The following is a 21,079-nucleotide window of genomic DNA, read 5'->3' as shown; positions in this document are numbered from 1 at the left end:
TCTACCCCGCCGCCCGAGTAGCCAGACCCATCAGGAAGATGTAGACCGCGTAGGCGCCTGCGGCGATCACGGCAAACGACACTCCGACAGCAGGATTCGACCCGGTGAGCGTTGTGCTCGTCCCGGCTACCAGAGCAACTCCGACGAAGAGCAACGGAAGGCTGGCGACCAGTTCCCGGCCGATCCGTTGGCGCAGAACAACGTAGCCGAGGATTGCGACGAACAGCACTTGCAAATTCAGGATCACAGTCGAAAGACCTGCCCCGATCGAATGAATCGACTCGTGCCAGAGCACCAGATCGATTCCGAGGAACGCGCCGGCAAGCAAAGACTTCATGATCCAGGGCGCCGAGATCGAAGACCGGGATGACCGACGACGCTGAACGAGCACGAGTATGCCGAGAGGGATGAGCGCATAGAGACACCGAAAGAAGGCACCCGTCGACGGAGACACTCCTGAGAGTTCATAGAGCACCGAGGTCAACCCGAGGATGCATGCACCGGTGACGACTACGCGCAGGTCACGACGGCGTAGTTGATCGCCGGACGGCACGCGTGGCGATACTTCATCACTCATGGTGATAATGTATCACCGACGCAAAGCCTGTCATACAGGGAAGATGCGTGCATGAGAACTCCGGTTACCCGTGAACGCGTGATCGCTGCCGCAGCCGACCTGGTCGACAGCAAAGGCGCCGACGCTCTGGTACTGAGTCAACTCGCCGAGACCCTCGACGTCCGGCAGTCAGCCCTGTACAAACACGTCGACGGGGTCGACGACGTCCACCATCAACTCAGCCTCCTCGCACGCAACCTTCTCGCCGAACAACTGCGTGCCGCCGCGGTTGGTCTCTCGCGCGACGACGCCGTCATGGCGCTCGCAGACGCATGGCGTGCCTTCGTCCGGGTGCACCCCGGGCTCTACGCCATCACCGACCGCTACCCCACTGCTCCGCATCCCGATCTGGTCTCCGCCGTCGGCGAGGTGGTAGACGTCATCAACAAGGTGATCGCGGGATACGGTCTGAGCCCGGATGATTCGGAGCAGGCGGCGTGGTCTCTTCGTAGCGCGCTGCACGGTTTCTGCATCCTCGAATCGGTAGAGGGTCAACCGGCCGGCACCGATCCGGATCGGGTGTACCGAAGACTGGTCGAACTTCTCTGCGCCGGTATTGCTCGTATGTAAATACCGGCTCCTGTTATCGTCGGATGAAACGACACAGACCAAAAAGGATCAGACATGGTTGGTGAACTCGACATCTCCGGATAAAACCGGGCATGACGGCCACCGGCAGACGCCTCGGAGCGCTGCCGTAGTGGCCATGTTGTCGTTCACTTACCCGACTTTTTGCGGAGCAGCGTTGCCACGCCCGCACGACACCTGAGGTCTATTCATGTCCGATACCTACATCGTTTGCTCGAATCTGTCTTTTGCCTGGCCGGACGACACTCCGGTCTTCGACGAATTGTCCTTCACCGTGCCCGGTGGCCGAACCGGGCTGGTTGCCCAGAACGGCGTCGGGAAAAGCACTCTGCTCAGATTGATCGCCGGTCAACTCCGCCCACGCGCCGGCAGTGTGTCCGTCGACGGCGTTCTCGGATACCTTCCGCAAGACCTTCCACTGACGGGCGATCTGACCGTTGCCGAGGTCTTGGGCATCGCCCCGACGCTCGCTGCGCTGGACGCTGTCGAATCCGGAGACACACGAGAAGAACACTTCACCACAATCGGGTCCGACTGGGACATCGAAGAGCAGACCCGAGCCCAACTCGGCCGACTCAGTTTGAGTGACATGACGTTCGATCGTCGGCTCGACACTCTGAGCGGCGGGCAGGTCGTCTCGCTCGGACTGGTGGCTCAACTCCTGCGACGCCCCGATGTCCTTCTCCTCGACGAACCCACCAACAATCTCGACCTTGACGCGCGCCGCAGACTTTACGACGTTCTCGACGACTGGAGTGGCTGTCTGTTGGTAGTCAGCCACGATCGGGGACTACTCGACCGTATGGACCGCATCGCCGAACTTCACAGCGGCGAGATCAGCTTCTACGGTGGCAATTTCACCGACTACGAAGCTGCGGCACGCTCGGCTCGCGAGGTGGCGGAGAAGAACATCCGCAACGCCGAGCAGGACGTCAAACGCGAGAAACGCGAACTGCAGCAGGCCCGAGAACGCGCTTCACGACGCGCAAGTAACGCTGCCCGCAATCTCGGGAACGCGGGCTTGCCCAAGATCTTTGCGGGGACCATGAAGCGCAATGCTCAGGAGTCGGCCGGCAAGGCGAACGAGACACACCTCGCCCGGGTCGACGCGGCAAAGGACCGACTCGACAGAGCGGGCCGCGCTCTTCGAGACGACCAGACGATTTCGCTCGAACTGCCAGGCACTCACGTACCCGCCGGACGCATGGTGTTCCTTGGTGAGCGAATGCAATTCGCGTTCGGCGATCGTGAGATCTTCGCCGACCCCGGCATTGACCTGGCCATTCGAGGACCGGAGCGTATCGCGTTGACCGGGCCGAACGGCGTCGGAAAGTCGACGCTACTTCGCATCGTCAACGGGGATGTTGCGCCGACTTCCGGTGAGGTCAAGCGAGCCGACGGCCGGGTGGCATATCTGTCGCAGAGGCTCGACCTACTCGACCCCGCACGCACCGTCGCCGAGAACTTTGCATTGTCTGCTCCAGGCCTTCCGGCACCGGAACGCATGAACATCCTGGCGCGCTTTCTCTTTCGGGGTGCGGGTGCTCACCTACCCGTAGCTGCACTCTCGGGCGGTGAACGGCTGCGGGCTACGTTGGCATGCGTTCTCTTCGCCGATCCGGCCCCGCAATTGCTTCTTCTCGACGAGCCGACCAACAACCTCGACTTGGTGAGCGTTGCTCAACTCGAAAGTGCCCTGAATGCATATCAGGGGGCGTTCGTGGTGGTCAGCCACGACGAGAGATTCCTGGCCGAGGTCAAGGTCGAACGCTGGCTCAGGCTCTCGGACGGCCGTTTGACCGAGGTCGCCGCACCGGACCCAGTGGGCTGACACGACCAGTGAACAGGCGAAAGGCCTTCACACACATCGTGTGTGAAGGCCTTCGTCTGCACTACTGGTCAAGGCGTCCTGGTGTACACCGGATCGTCGAAGGATCGACGTTGCGTCACCCAGTCCGTGGGCAGGATGTTCTCGATCATGTCTTCACGGGATTCGTCGAACACGACGATCCGATCGGCGATTCGCCACTCACCACGGCGCCTTTCGAACCTGTCGACGTAACGGCACTTGATCGTGGCAAGCATCTGCACCGAATCCGTACCGGAACGCTCCTGCCGCAGAAAACACAAACAGTACGACTCACACTGAGCGACATCGCCGTTGACGTCGATCAGTATGTTGGAAATGCAGTGAATCGAAGAGTCGATCGTCTTGTGCCTGAGCTTCATGTCTTCGATGAGCCCGTCGACGGTTCCGATGTAACCACCGTGGTTGTCTATCGCGTCGTCGAAGTAGCAGAGAGCTACGCTGTCGAAATCTTTCCGATCGACGGCCCGAGCGTAGCGATACAGAACTTCGGTGATTTCTTGCTTGTCAGCGAGGGACACAACACGTCTCCTGTTCTCCCGAGGTGATCAATCAACCTGCAGTTCAACGCCCTTGGTCTCCTTGATGAAGAAGACCGTCACGAGGGTGATCACGGCACAGAACACGAAGTATCCGGCCGGGGCGAGAGAGTTACCGGTCAAGCTGATGAGATAGGTGGCGATGAAGGGCGCGGTGCCACCGAGGAACATGTTGGTGACGTTGTTACCCAAGGCCAGACCGCTGTACCGCACAGATGCTTTCAGCATTTCGACATAGGTCACGTACGAAGCACCGTTGACAACGGAAACGCAGATGAAGAGCACCGACTGACCGACAACCGCCTGCCAGATACCAGAACCGGCCATCATCATGAACATCGGGATTCCGAGAACCACTGCGGCGGCACTACCGGCGAACAGCACCGGCCGACGCCCGTACTTGTCGGCCATGTATCCCGAGATCGGCAACGTGATGACGCCGAGAACCAGCGCAAGAGAAGTGGAAAGGAAGGCAACGCGCGACGAGTGCCCGCCGGTGGTCTGCAGGTACGTCGCGGCATACACCGAAGCGATGTAGTAGCCACCGGTGATGAGTGCGCCCAGCAGGATGATCTTGACGACGCTGCCGCCGGAGGTACTGAGCAGCTCACGGATGGGAAGCTTCTTGGTCTCACCCTTGTCCTGCAGTTCTTCGAACTGAGGAGTGTCTTCCATCTGGCTACGGATCCAGATACCGATGCCACCGATCAGCAGGCTGAGCAGGAACGGGATACGCCAAGCCCACTCGAGGATCTGCTCTTGCGAGAATACCGACGTCAGGCCGAGGGCCATGAGCGAAGCAGCCAGCGAACCCAGGTAGGTGCCGGTATTGACCATCGACGTCTGCGTTGCACGCCACCGCTTGGGAGCGGACTCGGAGACAAACGCGTTGGCACCGCCGAGTTCACCGCCGGCCGCGAAGCCCTGCAGGCAACGAGCCAGAACGAGGATGGACGTGGCCCACACACCCAACGTGGCGTACGTCGGCAGCAGGCCCATTCCAGCTGTCGCCAGAACCATCAGAAGGATGGTCCAGGAGAGAGCATTCTTGCGGCCGTACTTGTCGCCGATGTGGCCGAAGAAGATTCCGCCGGGCACGCGTAGGAAGAAGGCCACGGCAAATGCTGCAAAGGTACCGAGCAGTGCTGCGTTCGGGTCGTGGGAAACGAAGAACAGCGCGGCGATTGTCGTGGCCATGTATCCGTAGATACCGAAGTCGTAGTACTCGACGACGGTACCGACGATGGCCGCGCGAATTACCTTCGTCGTCGACTGTCGTTCGGTTGCCACGCTGCTGCCCTCGGTGAATTCGGCTCTCGCCATGGTCTCATTCTCTGACATGTTGTTCCCTGCCTGGATTGGATACTGACTGGATTGGGTGCCGCGCAGACGTCGGACGTCAGGAGTGCGCGATGGAATGGACCGGTGCGCTCTCAGCGCTGGTCCTGGTGTAATTCGCCGCATTACGTCCCGCTACGCGGCCCATGGTCAAAGCGTTGGCAACTGCATTGCCGCCGCCCACGTATCTCAGTCCGAGGATTCCGGCGCCGGCCTCACCGGCCGCGTACAGACCCTCGATAGGTACTCCGGTGCTGCCGAGTACGGCCGCATCGGTGTTGATTTCCATTCCCGCATGCGTGCATACGAGCTCCGCCGGAAGGATTTTCGCGGCATAGAACGGTGCTGTCGCAATAGGATCCGGGTTGCCGACGGCACCCTTGTTTCGCAGCGTGCGATGACGGAGGAAGTCGTCGTCGTGACCGCTGGGCAGTTGGTCGTTCCATCGACGCAGGGTTTGCGTCAACGTCGCAACCGGAACACCCGTAGCCACTGCGAGGTCTTCGATCGTATCCGCGCGAATCGTGCCACCGGCGGCAACTTCTTCCTCGATGCGTTCGGGATTCCAATCCGCATATCCCGGAGCCAGATTCACGCGAGCGTTCTCGTCGAAGATCATCCAACCGTATCCACCCTGATGGTCGATGATGCCGGTCGAGACGGCGTACGAGCTGTCCTCGTCCATGAATCGACGGCCGTCCTGGTTGACGTAGATCCGCGACTTCGGCGGAAAACCGGCCTGCCAGTGATGGAATCGCTGGAAGTAGACCGTGGGCAGCATCAGACCCCAGCCGTCGCCCGCCACGGAAGCACCGAGGTTTTCGGCAAAACGAAGATGGTCTCCGCGACTCCCCTCGGCTGCGACGACGAACAAGGCGTCTCCGGCCTTGTTCGCGTCCGGGAAGTGGCGCGCCACCAAGCCCGGATCTTGCGCGAATCCACCGGAAGCAACAACGACGGCGCCCGCATGTACCTCGATGTCGTCGGCGACAACACCGACAACCCGACCGTCTTCCTCGATCAGCTTCTGCACCCGTGTTCCGAAGATGACCTCGATCCCGTGCTTACGACGAGCCTTGTCCAGCACCTGAATCAGTCCGTATCCCTGATCCTTGGGCACATGGCCGCGCCAGACGTCCTCGACGCCGGCCTGGGCGAGTCCCGGTTGGTGGGCGTTACCCGAGATCGCCGCTGGAATCTCGACGCCGAGTCCGATGAGCCATTCCAGTGTCGGACCGGCATTTTCGCAGAACGCACGAATCAATCCGGGTGAGAGCATCCACTGGTTGAGGTCCATGTAGTGTTGGAAGAACTTCTCTGCCGAGTCGTCGACTCCGAGGCCTGCCTGCACGCTTGTTCCGGCGGCCGTGAAGATTCCGGCCGAAAGCGCAGTGGATCCACCGAGTTCGGTTTCGGACTCGAACAGCAGAACGGATGCGCCTTCTTCAGCTGCCGACACCGCAGCGGCGAGACCGGCTCCGCCGCCACCGATGACAACGACGTCCCAGTGCTCGGTCATGAAAGTTCTCCAGTCTCCGCGATGATGCGGTGGTAAAGACCGTTCGACACCAACCCGCCGTCGACGGTGAGCTCCGTACCGGTGGTGTAGGTCGAACTGTTCGAGAGCAGGAACAGCACCGCTTCGGTGATCTCGTCGAGAGTTCCCATGCGTCCGAAGGGAACCGACTTCAGTGACGCGGCGACGAAGTCGTTTGCGCCGCCGAGCAGCGCCGTACCGACCAGTCCCGGGTGCACAGAGTTGACGCGAATCCCCCACTGCGCGAAGTTGCCCGCGGCCGACTTCGACAGACCGGTCAAACCCCACTTGCTCGACGAGTAAGCCGGAGAGAAGTACCCGATCTGACCGGCGATGGACGAGATGTTGACGATCGATCCGCCACCACTCTCGCGCATCAGCGGCGCCACCGCCTTCATACCGTAGAACGGACCGAAGAGGTTGATCTTCATGGTCAGTTCCCAGATGTCGTTCGGGGTGTCCATGAATTCGAGCCGACGCGAGATGCCGGCGTTGTTGACCAGTCCACCGAGTTCCCCACGGGTGGTGCGAATTTCGTCGACAACCCGGCCCCAGGCATCGGCATCGGTGACGTCCAGAAGATGAGCGGACGCCGATCCGCCGGCGGAGACAATGTCGTCGACCACGCCGGATGAATCCGAAACATCGGCAATGCAGACATGCGAACCGCGCGCGGCGAGAGTGCGCGCGTGATGCGCTCCCATCCCGGCAGCACCGCCGGTAACGAGAACGACGCCGGGATATTTCGTGGACTCAGACATGCCGCGAACCACCGTCCACCGCAATGCTGTGCCCGGTGACGTAGCGCGCGCTGTCCGAGAGCAGGAACAGCAGCGGCCCGAAGACCTCTTCGGGCGAGCCCAGACGATGCAGCGGTACCGCGTCGAGTGCGTTCGCGAGCGCGATCGGATCATCCTGGACCCACTTCGTCATCGCCGTGTCGATGTAGCCGGGCGCAATGGAGTTCACACGAATACCCTTGTCTCCGAACTCCACTGCGAGCGACTCAGTGAGGTGCGCGACGGCAGCTTTCGACGTGCAGTAAGCGCCTCTCCCCTTCCGCACACGCAGCGCAGATACCGAGGACATGTTGACGATGGCGCCGCCGGGACCGAGGTGGCGTGCCGCTGCCTGAGCACCGTAGAGCACTCCTTCGACATTGACACTCAGCGTTGCGCCGATCTGCTCCGGGGTGATCTCCTCGGCCAGCGCGAACGGGAAGATACCCGCATTGTTGATCCAGAAATCGACCCGGCCGAACTCCTTCAACGCCAACTGCGCAAGCAGTTCGTGCTCGTCCGGCTTGGTGACGTCGACCCGAGCTCCGACGACGCGACCCGGCTTGTCCGCCAGTGCATTCGATTCCAGGTCCGTATTGATTCGTGCGGCCGTGGCGAGCATCTGCTCTTCGTTGATGTCGGCACCGACGACATGTACGCCGCGTGTTGCCAGCCCTTCGGCGAAGGTCGCACCCATACCCTGAGCCGCGCCGGTCACCACTGCGACCTTGCCTGCCAACTCCGGGTACACCGCCGACATCTGCGTCACAACGGTGCGGCCCGGGTTCGTCTGGTCAGAGCTTTCGGTCATGATGTACTTCTCCTACTGAATATTGTTGTGCAAGAAACATTTCGGTACTTCAGCCGTGTTCGGACACTCGAGGTGCGTCGTCTCGGAAGACGGTGCGGCGGGCGATCTTCCATTCCTCACCGACCCGAACCACGCGGTCAGCGACCGTCGTCATCCGAACCAGTCGCGATTCGCCGCCGCGAGCGGTGGCAACGATCTGCAGGTACCCGCGCACTGCGAGAGCACTCTCGTCCACCGCCTCGACGACGAGATTGGTCAGAACGTGCCGATGCACCTCGTCGACAGCTTCCGCAGCAGCGTAAAAGCGAGCAGCAAACGCTGCAAGGTCGTCGAAACCGACCACGGGTTCCGGATAACTGGCTGAATGAAATTCACCGTTGTCCGTGAATGTCTGCGCCCAATCCTGCTGGCGCCCAGAGTCTATGCAATGACTCTGGTGGCCGTACAGCTGGTGGATTGCGACAACATCCTCCGTTGCCACGACGCGGTAGTTGCTCATGAAGGTTCTCTCCGAACACGCTGCGCTGCATCCACCCGAAGGTTGTGCAGCTCCGTAAAGTGTGCGATAATCGCACACACTGTGCGATATGTTCAAAGCGTAGGTGGCATACCTCACAAACGTCAAGAAAGGGATTTGATGTCAGAGCTGAGCGAGGAACACCGTCCGCGCAAAAGCGCAGTTCAAGTGGACTCGAGCATGTCGAAAACGCTGCACCACGGACTCGAGATCTTGGAACTCCTGACGTCCTATCCGCACGGTTTGTCAGTCACGGACATTGCCGACGGAGTGGGAGTCCACCGGACTGTCGCACATCGGTTGATCCGCACGCTCGAGGCTCATCACCTGTGCCGCAAGGACTCCTTCAAGCGCGTCACTCTCGGCGCCGGACTGGTCACCCTCGCCGAACCGGTGGAACAAGATTTGCGAACCCTGGCCCGCCCGATACTTCAAGAACTTGCCGAGGCCACCGAGGCGACAGCACACCTGGTGGTCCGCGAGAGCGACACCGAAGTGCGCGCACTGATGGTGGTCGAACCGCGCAGCGCCAAGGTTCACGTCGCGTTTCATCCGGGGCAGGTTGATCCGATCGACCGCGGCTCCGCCGGGCTTTCCATTCTTGCCTCACTCCCACCGGTGAGCGGGGAACGAGAGGAAGTGACGGCTGCCCGCGCACGGGGTTATGCAGTGACCGTCGGGGAGGTCATCCCGTCCGTCCTCGGAATCTCGGCAGTCATCCCCGGCAGACGCCGCGACGCCATCTCCAGCCTCGGAATCTCCGTATTCGACTCCGAGGATCAAGCAACCCTGGGCGCCGAGGTCATGGCAGCGGCAAAAACCCTCGGCAGCATGTTGCGCTGATCCAAACAACAGGCTGATCCGAACACCAGCCGAGCCCCGGGAATACCCGGGGCTCGACTTTGTTGACTCCGAATGAGATAGTTGAACAATCAACTACCTGACATCAGCTTCACGGATACAAGGAGTACGACATGCCTGCTGTGACAGTCGAGAACATCTTGGCCCTGCCCCGCCTCGACGAGCCGGCAGAGTCAGCAGTCGACCGCCCCGTCAAGAGCATCACCACCGCGCCGGTCGGATACGAAGGTGAAGGCTTTCCCGTTCACCGCGCGTTCGCCGGCATCGACCTCTCCGCCCTCGACCCCTTCATCCACATGGACCAGATGGGCGAAGTCAACTACGCACCCGGAGAGCCCAAGGGCACTCCGTGGCACCCGCACCGCGGCTTCGAAACCGTCACCTACATGATCGACGGCATCATGGAGCACCAGGACTCCAACGGTGGCGGCGGTGTGATCGGCGGCGGCGACACCCAGTGGATGACCGCGGGTGGCGGCATCCTTCACATCGAAACTCCGCCGGAGCACCTCGTCCTCAGCGGCGGCCTGTTCCACGGCGTCCAACTGTGGGTCAACCTGCCTCGCGACAACAAGATGGCATCTCCGCGGTACCAGGACATCACGGGCAACAAGGTGGCCCTGCTTTCCTCGCCGGACGGCGGAGCCTTGGTGCGCGTCATCGCCGGAGACATCGCCGGCCACGCCGGACCCGGATCGACGTACACACCCATCGCGCTCTCCCACACCACTATTGCCCCGGGTGCGAGCCTGACTCTGCCCTGGAACCCCAAGTTCAACGCCATCGTCTACGTGCTCGCCGGCGAAGGAACGGTCGGAGCCGAGCGTCGACCCATTCGAGTAGGGCAGACGGCTGTCTTCGGACGCGGTGACTCCATCACCGTCGCCGCTTCCGATCGCCAGGATTCGCGGACCGAATCCCTCGAGGTATTCATCCTCGGTGGCAAACCGATTCGTGAGCCCATCGCGATGGCCGGGCCGTTCGTCATGAACACCAAGTCCGAGGTCATGCAGGCCTTCGAGGACTTCCAGGCCGGACGCCTCGGATCCATCCCGGCAGCACACGAAAAGCTGAGCTGACATGTCGTCGGTGGTCGTCCAACGAGCAGCCGAACGTGCGCACCTCAACTACGGCTGGCTCACCGCGCGTCACAGTTTCCCCTTCGCCGGAAACTTCGATCACGCCGCGTACGCGCACGGACTTCTGTTGGTGAACAACGACGACATCATCGAAGCCGGCTCCGGTTTCGACACTCATCAGCACCGCGATACCGAGATCGTGACGTGGGTGCTCAGCGGATCTCTGGTTCACCAGGATTCCGCTGGGCACTCCGGCGTCATCCATCGCGGACTCGCGCAGAGAATGAGCGCCGGTACCGGAATCCTGCACTCCGAGCGCAACGATCGCTTCCGGGCCGACGGCTCACGCGTCACCGAACCCGTTCACGTCGTTCAGATGTGGATACCGCCGGACGAATCCGGAGTGACCCCGAGCTATCAGGAACTCGACATCAACTCCGAACTCGACGGCGGTGGCCTGATCACCCTGGCATCGGGGATGCCTGCGCATCGCGGTCACAGCGCCATCGGCCTGCACAACAAACATGCGGCACTACATGTTGCTCGCCTCGAGACCGGCGGGTCGGTATCTCTTCCGGATGCGCCGTACGTGCACGGGTTCATCGCCAGCGGCACTGTCGACGTCGAGGGAGTCGGATTGCTGGGACCAGGAGATTCGTTGCGACTCAAGGACACTGGCGGTCAACGAGTCGAGGGAATCGACGATGCGGAGATACTCGTGTGGGAGATGCACGCGTCGACGAACTGACGACACCACCGAGTACGCCCAATGTTCGGACTACACAGCAGGTTCGTCGTAGGGTGGATGCCGGTAGTGGTGGATCCGGTAGTGATGGATCCCGGTGGCACAGAAGGAGGAGCCATGGCATCTGGTCGAGCACAGGCCCCACGGACGACACCGCACATCGATGTGCACCGCTCCGGTGATCGCTTGAAATCCCGCGTCTCCTGGCTGGATTCGAAACATTCGTTCTCGTTCGGACAGCATTACGATCCGGACAACACTCATCACGGATTGCTGCTCGTCAACAACGACGACACCGTACTGGCGGGAACCGGTTTCGATACCCATCCGCACAAGGACATGGAAATCGTGACCTGGGTGCTTCGCGGTTCGCTCGTGCACCAGGATTCCATCGGCCACACCGGCGTCATCTATCCAGGCCTCGCCCAGCGCATGAGCGCCGGCACCGGAATCATGCACAGTGAGAAGAACGATTCGTGGCGTATTGGCGGCGAACAGCATTCCGACCCCGTGCATTTCATCCAGATGTGGGCGGTACCGGACGAAGGTGGACTGACTCCCGGCTACGAACAACTCGAGATCGACGACGAACTGCTGCGCGGCGGTCTGATCCCGGTGGCCTCCGGAATGGAGCGCTACAAGGATCATTCGGCGATTCGCATCAACAACAAGAACGCCGCCATGCACGTCGCGCGGATTCTGCCCGGCACCTCCGTGAATCTTCCCAGCGCACCGTTCCTGCATGTCTTCGTTGCGCAGGGCACTGCCGAGATGGAGGGCGTCGGCACACTGTACGAGGGTGATGCCGTCCGGTTGAGCGATTCGGGTGGGCAGCAACTGACCTCCGACGCCGGGGCGGAAGTCCTCGTCTGGGAGATGCATTCACGTATCGGTGGTTGAGACCCGGTCTCGGCAGGACTGGGCGCGCTGGAGATACTCGACGGATGAGCATCGACAACTCCGCCGCACCCGTCACGCAACTTGACCCCCTCAACACCTTGATGGGTGTGCGCGCCGTATCGGTCGTGCCGGGCGACTTGGCCTTCGCGCAGGCAGTCGGCCCGCGCTTCCACGATCACCGTGGCAAGACGGTGCTCGGTTCCATCGGCGTCATGATCGACGGTGCCATGGGCGGCGCGGTGTACTCGGGACTGACCTCGGGCCATCAATCCGTGCTCGCGCAGGTCACGGTCAGCGCGGGCGCCGACATTCCCGCTCTCGCAGACGTCGGCGCCACCGGCACGCTCGTGCATCTCGACGACGGCGTCGGGCTCGCGTCCGGTCAACTTCGCGACGAGAACGGCACCCTGCTGGCCGTGATGGCCGGCCGCGCAATGGTGGTCTCGCGTCCACCCGTCGTCGGAATCGACGACTACGTGGACGGTGAGCCGCTACCGGTCCCGACGCCGGAGAAAACGAGCAACCTGAGTGGGTTGTCGGGGTCCGACGTCGTCGAAGGTATCCGAGGCGGCAAACTCGAACGCGGACCGCTCGCCGGGCTACTCGATCTTGCTGTCGTCGACGTGACGCCAGGTTCCGTCGTCGGTGAGTTCGCACCCGTGGCCTGGATGGCCAATCCGCTGGGCGCCGTGCAGGGTGGTGTCCTCATCTCGGCAGTCGACGCCATTACGGGACTGGCAGCACAGACCCTGACCAGCGCCGATCAGGACTATCGCGTCCTCGACCACAAGATCGACTTCCTGCGCTCACCCGACATCGGTGGGCCGGTCTTGCGCGCCGAAGCCTCCGTGATTCGCGCCGGGCGCAGGCTCGCACTGATCGAAACTCGCGTCGTCGACGCCGGCGGGCAGGTCTACGTACGGGCCACCTCGAGCATCCAGATGCTCTCCCAGCAAGTTCACAGCGGATAACCAGTTCCGCACCAGGTCGCCCGTCCACCATTGAGACAACAGCCCACACAATGGAGGTACAGCGGCGTGAACAAAGACATCGAAGCGAGCAGGCTACGCGTGAGCCGTCGACGGGCCCTCGCTCTCGGCGGAACCATCAGTCTCGGCGGGCTCATCGCAGCCTGTTCCGGTAACAGTGGCACCGCCACGACGACTTCGGCCGCGGCTGCATCGACGACAACCACTTCCGGCGCTTCCGCAGCGGCCACGTCCGGCGATGCCGTCACCGCACTTCTGGCCAAAGCACCGCAGTGCGTCATGAGCAAGGAAGAGACACAGGGCCCCTACTGGTTCGACGTCGACTCCATTCGCGGCGACATCCGCGAAGACCGTCCGGGCACCACACTGCAGGTGGCAATGCGCGTGCAGGACAACAGCCAGTGCAACGTCGACGGCAGCATCGGCGCGGTCTCCAACGCCGTCGTCGAGATCTGGCACTGCGACGCCGGCGGCGTGTACTCCGGCTTCGAATCCGGTTCGCTGAGCGCCAACGGCGGCGGCGGTGGCGGAACTCCCCCGGCCGGCGGGATGGGTGAACCTCCGTCAGGTGCACCCGGAGGTGGAATGGGCGAACCTCCGTCAGGCGCCCCCGGAGGAATGGGCGGCGGCATGGGCGGTTCCGGAGAGACCTCCGACGGTTCGTACAGCGTCGGCGACACCGAAGCCACCACCACCGACGACGGCACCTACCTGCGCGGTGCCCAGACCACCGATGCAAACGGCATCGCACAGTTCACAACGATCTTCCCCGGCTGGTACATGGGCCGCACCACCCACATCCACGTCAAGGTTCACATCGACAAGAAGACGGTCCTCACGTCGCAGACCTTCTTCGACGAGACCCTTCTCGACGAGGTGTACTCGCAGTCCCCGTACAGCGAGCACACCGGTCGTGAGAACAACACGAACAACGCCAGTGACGGTATCTACGACGACACCGGCCTCATGACCGTCGAGAAGCAGTCGGACGGTTCCTACCTCGCCGTCATCAACCTGGGTATCGACGCCTGAGGTAGGAGCCGACTCAGCCGCCGACGTATGCCGCGAGGTGCTTTCCGGTGAGGGTGGAGCCGTCGGCGACGAGCTCCTCGGGAGTGCCTTCGAAGACGATCCGACCGCCGTCGTGACCGGCTCCAGGGCCGAGGTCGATGATCCAGTCGGCGTGCGCCATCACGGCCTGGTGGTGCTCGATGACGATGACGGACTTACCGGAATCGACGAGTCGATCGAGCAGGCCGAGCAACTGCTCGACGTCGGCCAGGTGCAGTCCGGTGGTCGGCTCGTCGAGGACGTACACGCCACCCTTCTCGCCGAGGTGCGTCGCCAGCTTGATGCGCTGACGCTCACCGCCCGACAGCGTCGTCAACGGCTGGCCGATCGTGAGGTACCCCAGCCCCACGTCGACCAGTCGGACGAGGATCTTGTGCGCAGCGAGCGTCTTCGCCTCACCGTCGCCGAAGAACTCCTCGGCCTCGGCCACCGACATCGTGAGAACCTCGTTGATGTCCTTGCCACCGAATTTGTATTCGAGAACTTCCGCCTGGAAGCGCTTGCCCTCGCACTCCTCGCAGAGAGTGGCAACGCCGGCCATCATCGCCAGGTCGCTATAGATGACGCCGTTGCCGTTGCACGTCGGGCAGGCGCCTTCGGAGTTGGCACTGAAGAGCGCCGGCTTCACGCCGTTGGCCTTCGCGAATGCCTTGCGGATCGGGTCGAGCAGCCCGGTATACGTTGCCGGGTTGCTCCGACGCGAGCCGCGGATCGCACTCTGATCGACCGACACCACGTCCTCGCGTTTCGCGAGCGAGCCGTGGATCAGCGAACTCTTACCCGATCCGGCCACACCAGTCACCACGACCAGTACACCGAGCGGTACGTCGACATCTACATCTTGGAGGTTGTGTGAGTTCGCTCCACGAATCTCGATTGCTCCGGTGGACTCCCGCACGGTCTCCTTGAGGGCGGCCCGGTCGTCGAAGTGACGCCCGGTGACCGTATCGCTGGCTCGCAAGCCATCGACTGTGCCCTCGAAGCAGACGTTTCCACCGGCGCTACCCGCGCCTGGCCCGAGGTCGACGATGTGATCGGCGATCACGATCGTCTCCGGCTTGTGCTCGACAACGAGCACGGTGTTGCCCTTGTCCCGCAGGCGCAGCAGAAGATCGTTCATCCTCGCGATGTCGTGCGGATGCAGGCCGGTAGTGGGCTCGTCGAATACATACGTGATGTCGGTGAGCGAGGAACCCAGGTGCCGAATCATCTTGGTGCGTTGAGCTTCACCACCGGACAGCGTTCCCGACGGACGGTCGAGACTGAGGTAGCCGAGTCCGATCTCCACGAAGGAGTCGAGCGTTTCGCCGAGCGTCGTGAGCAAAGGCGCGACCGATGGTTCCTTCAGACCGCTGACCCATTCCGCGAGATCACTGATCTGCATCGAGCAGGCGTCGGCGATGTTGACGCCCTTGATCTTCGACGACCGCGCACCCTCGCTCAAACGCGTCCCGTCACATTCGGGGCAGGTGGTGAACGTGATCGCCCGCTCGACGAACGCCCGGATGTGGGGCTGCATCGCGTCGACGTCCTTGGCGAGGAACGACTTCTGAATCTGCGGAATCAGACCCGTGTACGTCAGGTTGATGCCTTCGACCTTGATCTTGGTCGGCTCTTTGTAGAGCAGATCGTTCAGTTCCTTCTTGGTGTACTTCTTGATCGGCTTGTCGGGATCGAAGAAACCGCAGCCGCGGTAGATCCGGCCGTACCAACCCTCCATGCTGTAGCCGGGGACCGTGATCGCACTCTCGTCGAGCGACTTGGTGTCGTCGTACAACGCGGTCAGATCGAAATCGTTGACCGCCCCTCGTCCCTCACATCGCGGACACATGCCGCCGGTGATCTTGAAGCTACGACGCTCTTTCGTCTGACGTCCGCCGCGTTCCATCGTGACCGCGCCTGCTCCGGAGATCGAGGCCACGTTGAACGAAAACGCCTGAGGCGAACCGATGTGAGGCTTTCCGAGACGGCTGAACAAGATGCGGAGCATCGCGTTGGCGTCGGTGGCGGTTCCGACTGTCGAGCGCGGGTCGACGCCCATCCGCTGTTGATCGACGATGATCGCGGTGGTCAGGCCGTCGAGAACATCGACGTCCGGCCGCGCGAGCGTCGGCATGAATCCTTGAACGAAAGCGCTGTAGGTCTCGTTGATCATCCGCTGCGATTCCGCGGCGATCGTACTGAACACCAGCGAGCTCTTTCCCGAACCGGAGACGCCGGTGAATACCGTCAGCCTCCGCTTCGGGATCTCGACGCTGATGTCTTCGAGATTGTTCACCCGCGCGCCTTGCACGCGGATCAAATCGTGGCTGTCTGCAGTGTGCAGGGCAGTCATCGTGTCTCCATCTGTCAGTCGATCGCCGACGGTCTCAGCGCAGTTGACGGGCTCAGCGCAGTTGACGGGCTCAGCGCAGTTCTTGAATACGGATCAGGTTTCCCGCTGGGTCGCGGACGGCGCAATCGCGAACGCCGTACGGCTGCTCGGTCGGTTCCTGGACGACGTCGAGGTCGCCGGCCTGAAGCCGCTCGAACGTATCGTCCAGATCTTTGGTGGCCAGAAGAAGTCCGCCGTACGTGCCCTTGGCCATCATCTCGATGATGGTGCGGCGCTCGTCGTCGGTGATTCCGGGATCGACGGCCGGCGGGTGCAACACGATGGAGGTGCCGGGCTGGCCGGGCGGCCCCACCGTGATCCATCGCATCCCGTCGTATCCGACGTCGTTGCGCACCTCGAAGCCGAGGGTGTCGCGGTAGAAGTTCAGGGCGGCGTCAGGGTCGTCCTGCGGAAGGAAACTCGAGTGAATGGTGATGTCCATGGCGATCACGTTAATTGCGGTTGTGGGTTCTGCGCTTCTCGATTCCTGATCGGTCTGGTGACTTGTTTGGACACGCAGGACGGCATTCCGGCCGTCGACTGCTCGGCCTCGCGCCGATAGACGCTGGGCGGGACCCCTACCAATTCGGTGAACTTACTGCTGAAAGTGCCGAGAGAGCTGCAGCCGACTTCGAAGCAGACGTCCGTGACACTGAGATCTCCGCGGCGCAGTAACGCCATTGCGCGCTCGATTCGCCTGGTCATCAGGTATGCGTACGGCGGTTCGCCGTACGCCTGACGGAATTGGCGACTGAGATGCCCCGCAGACATGTTCACTCCCCGCGCGAGCGCCTCCACGTCCAGAGGCCGCGCGTACTCCCGGTCGATACGGTCACGCACGCGTCGTAGTCGCGCGAGGTCCTGCAGGTGCGGATCTGCGGCAGGTCTGCTGGTCACGTATTCGATCGTGCCATGCGGTACCGACGTTGCCCAGCACAAGAGATGAACTGGGGCGTGGAGCGATCACGCACACACCGAGCAGTTCGTCATGATCGTGTAAGGATGGAGAAATGACCACGGCTCATCGCTCAGGCATCGACCTCACCCACCTCGACGGCGACACACGGGCGCAGGACGATCTGTTCGTCCACGTCAACGGAAAATGGCTCGCCGAATACGAGATTCCGGCAGACCGCGCAGTCGACGGGGCCTTCCGGACGCTCTACGACAAGGCCGAAGAAGACGTACAGACCATCATCACCGAAGCCGCGGAGTCCAACTCTGCCGCCGGTACCGATGCACAGCGCATCGGCGACCTGTACTCGAGCTTCATGGACGCCGACGCCGTGGAGGCCGCGGGCCTCAGCCCCATCGACGACGAACTGGACGCCGTCGCCGATGCGCCGGACCGGTCGTCGTTGGCCACCGTGATCGGACGCCACCAGCGCGTCGGCGTCGGCGGTGCCATCTCGCATTACGTCGACACCGATGCCAAGAATTCCGAGCGGTACCTGATCCACTTCAGCCAGTCGGGAATCAGCCTGCCCGACGAGTCGTACTACCGCGAGGACAACTACGCGGAGATCCGCGAGAAGTACGTCGCGCACATCGACAAGATGTTCACCCTCGCCGGCGTCGGCTACGACGCACAGCGTGTGTTCGAACTCGAGAAGAAGATCGCGGCCGGGCATTGGGACGTCGTCAAGCGTCGTGACGCAGATCTGAGTTACAACCTCGTGGGCTTCGAGGAACTGACCGAGCAGAACCCCGGTTTGGACTGGGCGGCATGGTTGTCCGGTCTCGGCGCCGATTCGGAGAAGTTCGCCGAGATCGTGGTCCGCCAACCCGAATTCCTGCACACCTTCACCGCACTCTGGGCGTCGGAGTCACTCGACGACTGGAAGGCATGGGCAGCGTGGAAGGTGCTGCACGCTCGCTCCCCCTACCTGCATTCCGCGCTGGTCGACGAGACCTTCGCTTTCTACGGCACCACGCTCTCGGGTACCGAAGAGAACCGTGAGCGCTGGAAGCGCGGGGTCAGCCTGGTTCAGGATCTGCTCGGCGAGGCCGTCGGCAAGCTCTACGTCGACCGTCACTTCCCCGCTGAGGCGAAGACCCGCATGCTGGAACTGGTCGCCAACCTGCAGGAGGCGTACCGCCGCAACATCTCCGACCTCGAGTGGATGAGCCCGCAGACTCGTGAGGCCGCGTTGGCCAAGCTCGAGAAGTTCACCCCGAAGATCGGTTACCCCGACAAGTGGCGTGACTACGCCGGTCTCGATATCTCGGCTACCGACCTGGTGGGCAACTACCGTCGTGGATACGCCGCCGAGTACGACCGTGACCTGGCCAAGCTGGGTGGCCCCGTGGACCGTGACGAGTGGTTCATGACGCCGCAGACCGTCAACGCCTACTACAACCCGGGCATGAACGAAATCGTGTTCCCCGCAGCCATTCTCCAGCCGCCGTTCTTCGACGCCGCAGCCGACGACGCCGCCAACTACGGCGGCATCGGTGCCGTCATCGGCCACGAGATCGGGCACGGCTTCGACGATCAGGGCGCCAAGTACGACGGCGACGGCAACATGGTCGACTGGTGGACCGACGAGGATCGTAGCGAATTCGGCAAGCGCACAAAGGCTCTCATCGAGCAGTACAACGAGTTCGAGCCCAAGGAACTGCCGGGCCACCACGTCAACGGTGAATTCACGATCGGCGAGAACATCGGCGATCTCGGCGGGCTGTCGATCGCGATCGCGGCGTACAAGATCGCGACCGAAGGTACCGAACCTCCGGTCATCGACGGACTCACCGGTCTGCAGCGCGTGTTCTTCGGGTGGGCGCAGGTATGGCGCACGAAGGCCCGTGAGGCCGAAGCGCTTCGCCGTCTGGCCGTCGACCCGCACTCGCCGCCGGAGTTCCGGTGCAACGGCGTCGTCCGCAACCTCGACACGTTCCACGAGGAGTTCGACGTCAAGCCAGGTGACGCACTGTATTTGGAGCCGGAGAAGCGTGTGAAGATCTGGTAGCAAGGGCAAGCCCCTGTGCGCGCTTAAGGACCCCCTGGACTCCCTGAGCGCGCACGGGGCCGAAGGCCCTACCGGGCGTACATGATCACCCCGACGCCGACCAGACAGATCAGCGCACCGGCGATGTCGAAACGATCCGGGCGGAATCCGTCCATCACCACCGCCCACAGCAGTGAACCCGCTACGAAGATCCCGCCGTACGCGGCGAGGATGCGCCCGAAGTTCGCATCGGGTTGCATGGTCGCGACCAGACCGTAGAGACCGAGCGAGATGACGCCGAGCCCTACCCAGATCCAGCCCTTGTGCTCGCGAATTCCCTGCCACACCAACCACGCACCCCCGATCTCGAGCAGCGCGGCGAGTACGAACAGCAAGAGCGAACGTGCGACGGTCATGCCGCACACAGTATCGCTACAGACGTACCCCGGTCTCCGCGGAAAAGAAGTACACCTCGCCGGCCTTGGGCAGCAGATGAAGCGACTCCCCCGGTGCCACCGACATCTTCCGATCGACGCGAATGACGATTCGGCCGGATCGGCTCTGCCACTGCGAATCCGGGGCACCCTTTGCATAGACGAACGATTCGGCGCCCAGCTCTTCAAGCAGGTCGGCATCCACGGCCAGCGAGCCCTTTCGCCACGCTCCCACCAGATCCCACGACTCGGGACGCACTCCCACGACGACCCGCTCCCGCTCGGACGCCCCGGTGGGCAGCGGAATCCGCAGGTCACCGAGCACTGCGACGGTACCCTCGACCGGCGCTTCGATCAGGTTCATGCCGGGCGATCCGATGAAGGCGGCCACAAAGGTGTTGACGGGGTTGTCGTAAAGTTCCCGCGGCTTCGCCACCTGCTGCAAACGACCGTCCAGCATCACCGCCACCCGGTCCCCCATCGTCATCGCCTCGACCTGATCGTGGGTGACGTAGACCGTCGTGGTGCCGAGTCGACGCTGTAAGGCAGCGATCTGCGACCGCGTGCTCACGCGTAGTTTGGCGTCCAGATTGCTGAGCGGCTCATCCATGCAGAACACCTTGGGATGGCGAACGATGGCCCTACCCATGGCAACTCGCTGACGTTGCCCACCGGACAGCTTGGCCGGTTTACGTCCGAGCAGCGGTTCGAGTTCAAGCATCCGTGCTGCCTCGAGTACCCGCTCGCGCCGTTCGGACTTTCCCACTCCCGCGTTCTGGAGCGCAAAACCCATGTTCTGCTCGACGGTCATGTTCGGGTACAGCGCGTAACTCTGAAACACCATGGCGACGTCACGTGCTCGCGGCGCGAGATGCGTGACGTCCGTGCCGCCGATCTCGATCCGGCCGTCCGACGCGGATTCGAGACCGGCGAGCATTCGCAGGCTGGTGGACTTACCGCAACCGGAAGGCCCTACGAGTACCAGGAACTCACCGTCGGCGATGTCGAGGTCGAGACGGTCGACTGCCGGTCGATCGGTTCCTTCGTAGCGGTGCGTGACTCCCGCGAATTGCACGTTGGCCATGA

21 protein-coding genes are annotated in these 21,079 nt (G+C 62.5%); 9 read left to right on the top strand and 12 right to left on the bottom strand.

The annotated features are described in order from the left end of the window. Window position 1: 1 nt before the first annotated feature. Complete coding sequence (locus H7C86_RS37195) at window positions 2-577, bottom strand: DMT family transporter (protein WP_259349080.1); 576 nt, start codon at window positions 575-577, stop codon at window positions 2-4. 51 nt (window positions 578-628) lie between these two features. Here H7C86_RS37195 and H7C86_RS10280 point away from each other — a divergent pair, with 51 nt between their 5' ends. Next, the gene (locus tag H7C86_RS10280; RefSeq protein ID WP_003940110.1) at window positions 629-1,186 is read left to right on the top strand and encodes a TetR/AcrR family transcriptional regulator; all 558 of its coding nucleotides are present in this window, start codon (window positions 629-631) and stop codon (window positions 1,184-1,186) included. Window positions 1,187-1,394: 208 nt separating this feature from the next. Beyond that, window positions 1,395-3,035, top strand: a complete 1,641-nt coding sequence (locus tag H7C86_RS10275) for an ABC-F family ATP-binding cassette domain-containing protein (RefSeq protein ID WP_182261514.1) — start codon at window positions 1,395-1,397, stop codon at window positions 3,033-3,035. 68 nt (window positions 3,036-3,103) lie between these two features. On the opposite strand, the gene H7C86_RS10270 is transcribed toward H7C86_RS10275, so the two are convergent. From H7C86_RS10270 to H7C86_RS10245, 6 genes are all read right to left on the bottom strand, one after another. Continuing rightward, window positions 3,104-3,592 (bottom strand): nuclear transport factor 2 family protein, encoded by a 489-nt coding sequence (locus H7C86_RS10270; protein ID WP_021332046.1) that lies wholly within the window; start codon window positions 3,590-3,592, stop codon window positions 3,104-3,106. 27 nt (window positions 3,593-3,619) lie between these two features. Further along, window positions 3,620-4,933, bottom strand: coding sequence for an MFS transporter (locus tag H7C86_RS10265; protein WP_113682873.1), 1,314 nt, complete (start codon window positions 4,931-4,933; stop codon window positions 3,620-3,622). A 76-nt stretch (window positions 4,934-5,009) separates the two neighbouring features. After that, complete coding sequence (locus H7C86_RS10260) at window positions 5,010-6,467, bottom strand: FAD-dependent oxidoreductase (protein ID WP_020909035.1); 1,458 nt, start codon at window positions 6,465-6,467, stop codon at window positions 5,010-5,012. Beyond that, window positions 6,464-7,246, bottom strand: a complete 783-nt coding sequence (locus H7C86_RS10255; RefSeq protein WP_182261512.1) for an SDR family NAD(P)-dependent oxidoreductase — start codon at window positions 7,244-7,246, stop codon at window positions 6,464-6,466. Before H7C86_RS10255 ends, H7C86_RS10260 begins: the two co-directional genes overlap by 4 nt. After that, window positions 7,239-8,075, bottom strand: a complete 837-nt coding sequence (locus H7C86_RS10250) for an SDR family NAD(P)-dependent oxidoreductase (RefSeq protein ID WP_019745205.1) — start codon at window positions 8,073-8,075, stop codon at window positions 7,239-7,241. Before H7C86_RS10250 ends, H7C86_RS10255 begins: the two co-directional genes overlap by 8 nt. 49 nt (window positions 8,076-8,124) lie before the next feature. Beyond that, entirely contained in the window at window positions 8,125-8,574 is a 450-nt protein-coding gene (locus H7C86_RS10245) for a nuclear transport factor 2 family protein (protein ID WP_182261511.1), read from the bottom strand. A 138-nt stretch (window positions 8,575-8,712) separates the two neighbouring features. Between H7C86_RS10245 and H7C86_RS10240 the strand changes: the two genes are divergently transcribed. From H7C86_RS10240 to H7C86_RS10215, 6 genes are all read left to right on the top strand, one after another. Further along, complete coding sequence (locus H7C86_RS10240) at window positions 8,713-9,435, top strand: IclR family transcriptional regulator (protein ID WP_060938028.1); 723 nt, start codon at window positions 8,713-8,715, stop codon at window positions 9,433-9,435. 131 nt (window positions 9,436-9,566) lie between these two features. Next, window positions 9,567-10,532, top strand: coding sequence for a pirin family protein (locus H7C86_RS10235; protein WP_182261510.1), 966 nt, complete (start codon window positions 9,567-9,569; stop codon window positions 10,530-10,532). Between the two features lies 1 nt (window position 10,533). Then, a complete protein-coding gene (locus tag H7C86_RS10230; protein WP_020970713.1) occupies window positions 10,534-11,280 on the top strand; it encodes a pirin-like bicupin family protein in 747 nt (248 codons plus the stop codon). Between the two features lie 114 nt (window positions 11,281-11,394). Then, window positions 11,395-12,177 (top strand): pirin-like bicupin family protein, encoded by a 783-nt coding sequence (locus H7C86_RS10225; protein WP_182261509.1) that lies wholly within the window; start codon window positions 11,395-11,397, stop codon window positions 12,175-12,177. A gap of 44 nt (window positions 12,178-12,221) precedes the next feature. Continuing rightward, window positions 12,222-13,148, top strand: a complete 927-nt coding sequence (locus H7C86_RS10220; RefSeq protein ID WP_182261508.1) for a PaaI family thioesterase — start codon at window positions 12,222-12,224, stop codon at window positions 13,146-13,148. 66 nt (window positions 13,149-13,214) lie between these two features. Further along, window positions 13,215-14,198, top strand: a complete 984-nt coding sequence (locus H7C86_RS10215; RefSeq protein ID WP_007731412.1) for an intradiol ring-cleavage dioxygenase — start codon at window positions 13,215-13,217, stop codon at window positions 14,196-14,198. Window positions 14,199-14,211: 13 nt separating this feature from the next. On the opposite strand, the gene H7C86_RS10210 is transcribed toward H7C86_RS10215, so the two are convergent. The 3 genes from H7C86_RS10210 to H7C86_RS10200 form a co-directional block, all read right to left on the bottom strand. Next, the gene (locus H7C86_RS10210; RefSeq protein ID WP_182261507.1) at window positions 14,212-16,572 is read right to left on the bottom strand and encodes an excinuclease ABC subunit UvrA; all 2,361 of its coding nucleotides are present in this window, start codon (window positions 16,570-16,572) and stop codon (window positions 14,212-14,214) included. 70 nt (window positions 16,573-16,642) lie between these two features. Continuing rightward, on the bottom strand, window positions 16,643-17,053 hold the full coding sequence (locus H7C86_RS10205; protein WP_084324918.1) for a VOC family protein: 411 nt from the start codon (window positions 17,051-17,053) through the stop codon (window positions 16,643-16,645). 5 nt (window positions 17,054-17,058) lie between these two features. Beyond that, the gene (locus H7C86_RS10200; RefSeq protein WP_019745214.1) at window positions 17,059-17,508 is read right to left on the bottom strand and encodes a helix-turn-helix transcriptional regulator; all 450 of its coding nucleotides are present in this window, start codon (window positions 17,506-17,508) and stop codon (window positions 17,059-17,061) included. Window positions 17,509-17,621: 113 nt separating this feature from the next. On the opposite strand from H7C86_RS10200, the gene H7C86_RS10195 reads away from it, so the two are divergent. Continuing rightward, window positions 17,622-19,580, top strand: coding sequence for a M13 family metallopeptidase (locus H7C86_RS10195; RefSeq protein ID WP_182261506.1), 1,959 nt, complete (start codon window positions 17,622-17,624; stop codon window positions 19,578-19,580). 68 nt (window positions 19,581-19,648) lie between these two features. On the opposite strand, the gene H7C86_RS10190 is transcribed toward H7C86_RS10195, so the two are convergent. Both H7C86_RS10190 and H7C86_RS10185 read right to left on the bottom strand, forming a co-directional pair. Beyond that, window positions 19,649-19,975: a YnfA family protein gene (locus H7C86_RS10190; protein ID WP_003940244.1), complete on the bottom strand. Its 327-nt coding sequence runs from the start codon at window positions 19,973-19,975 to the stop codon at window positions 19,649-19,651. Between the two features lie 16 nt (window positions 19,976-19,991). Next, complete coding sequence (locus H7C86_RS10185) at window positions 19,992-21,077, bottom strand: ABC transporter ATP-binding protein (RefSeq protein ID WP_019745216.1); 1,086 nt, start codon at window positions 21,075-21,077, stop codon at window positions 19,992-19,994. Window positions 21,078-21,079: the final 2 nt, after the last annotated feature.

It is taken from the genome of Rhodococcus sp. UFZ-B548, from assembly GCF_903819475.1.
In the GTDB taxonomy this organism is placed as follows: domain Bacteria; phylum Actinomycetota; class Actinomycetes; order Mycobacteriales; family Mycobacteriaceae; genus Rhodococcus_F; species Rhodococcus_F erythropolis.
Note: the sequence above shows the minus strand (reverse complement) of the source record. Positions and strands in the feature narration are given on the sequence as shown.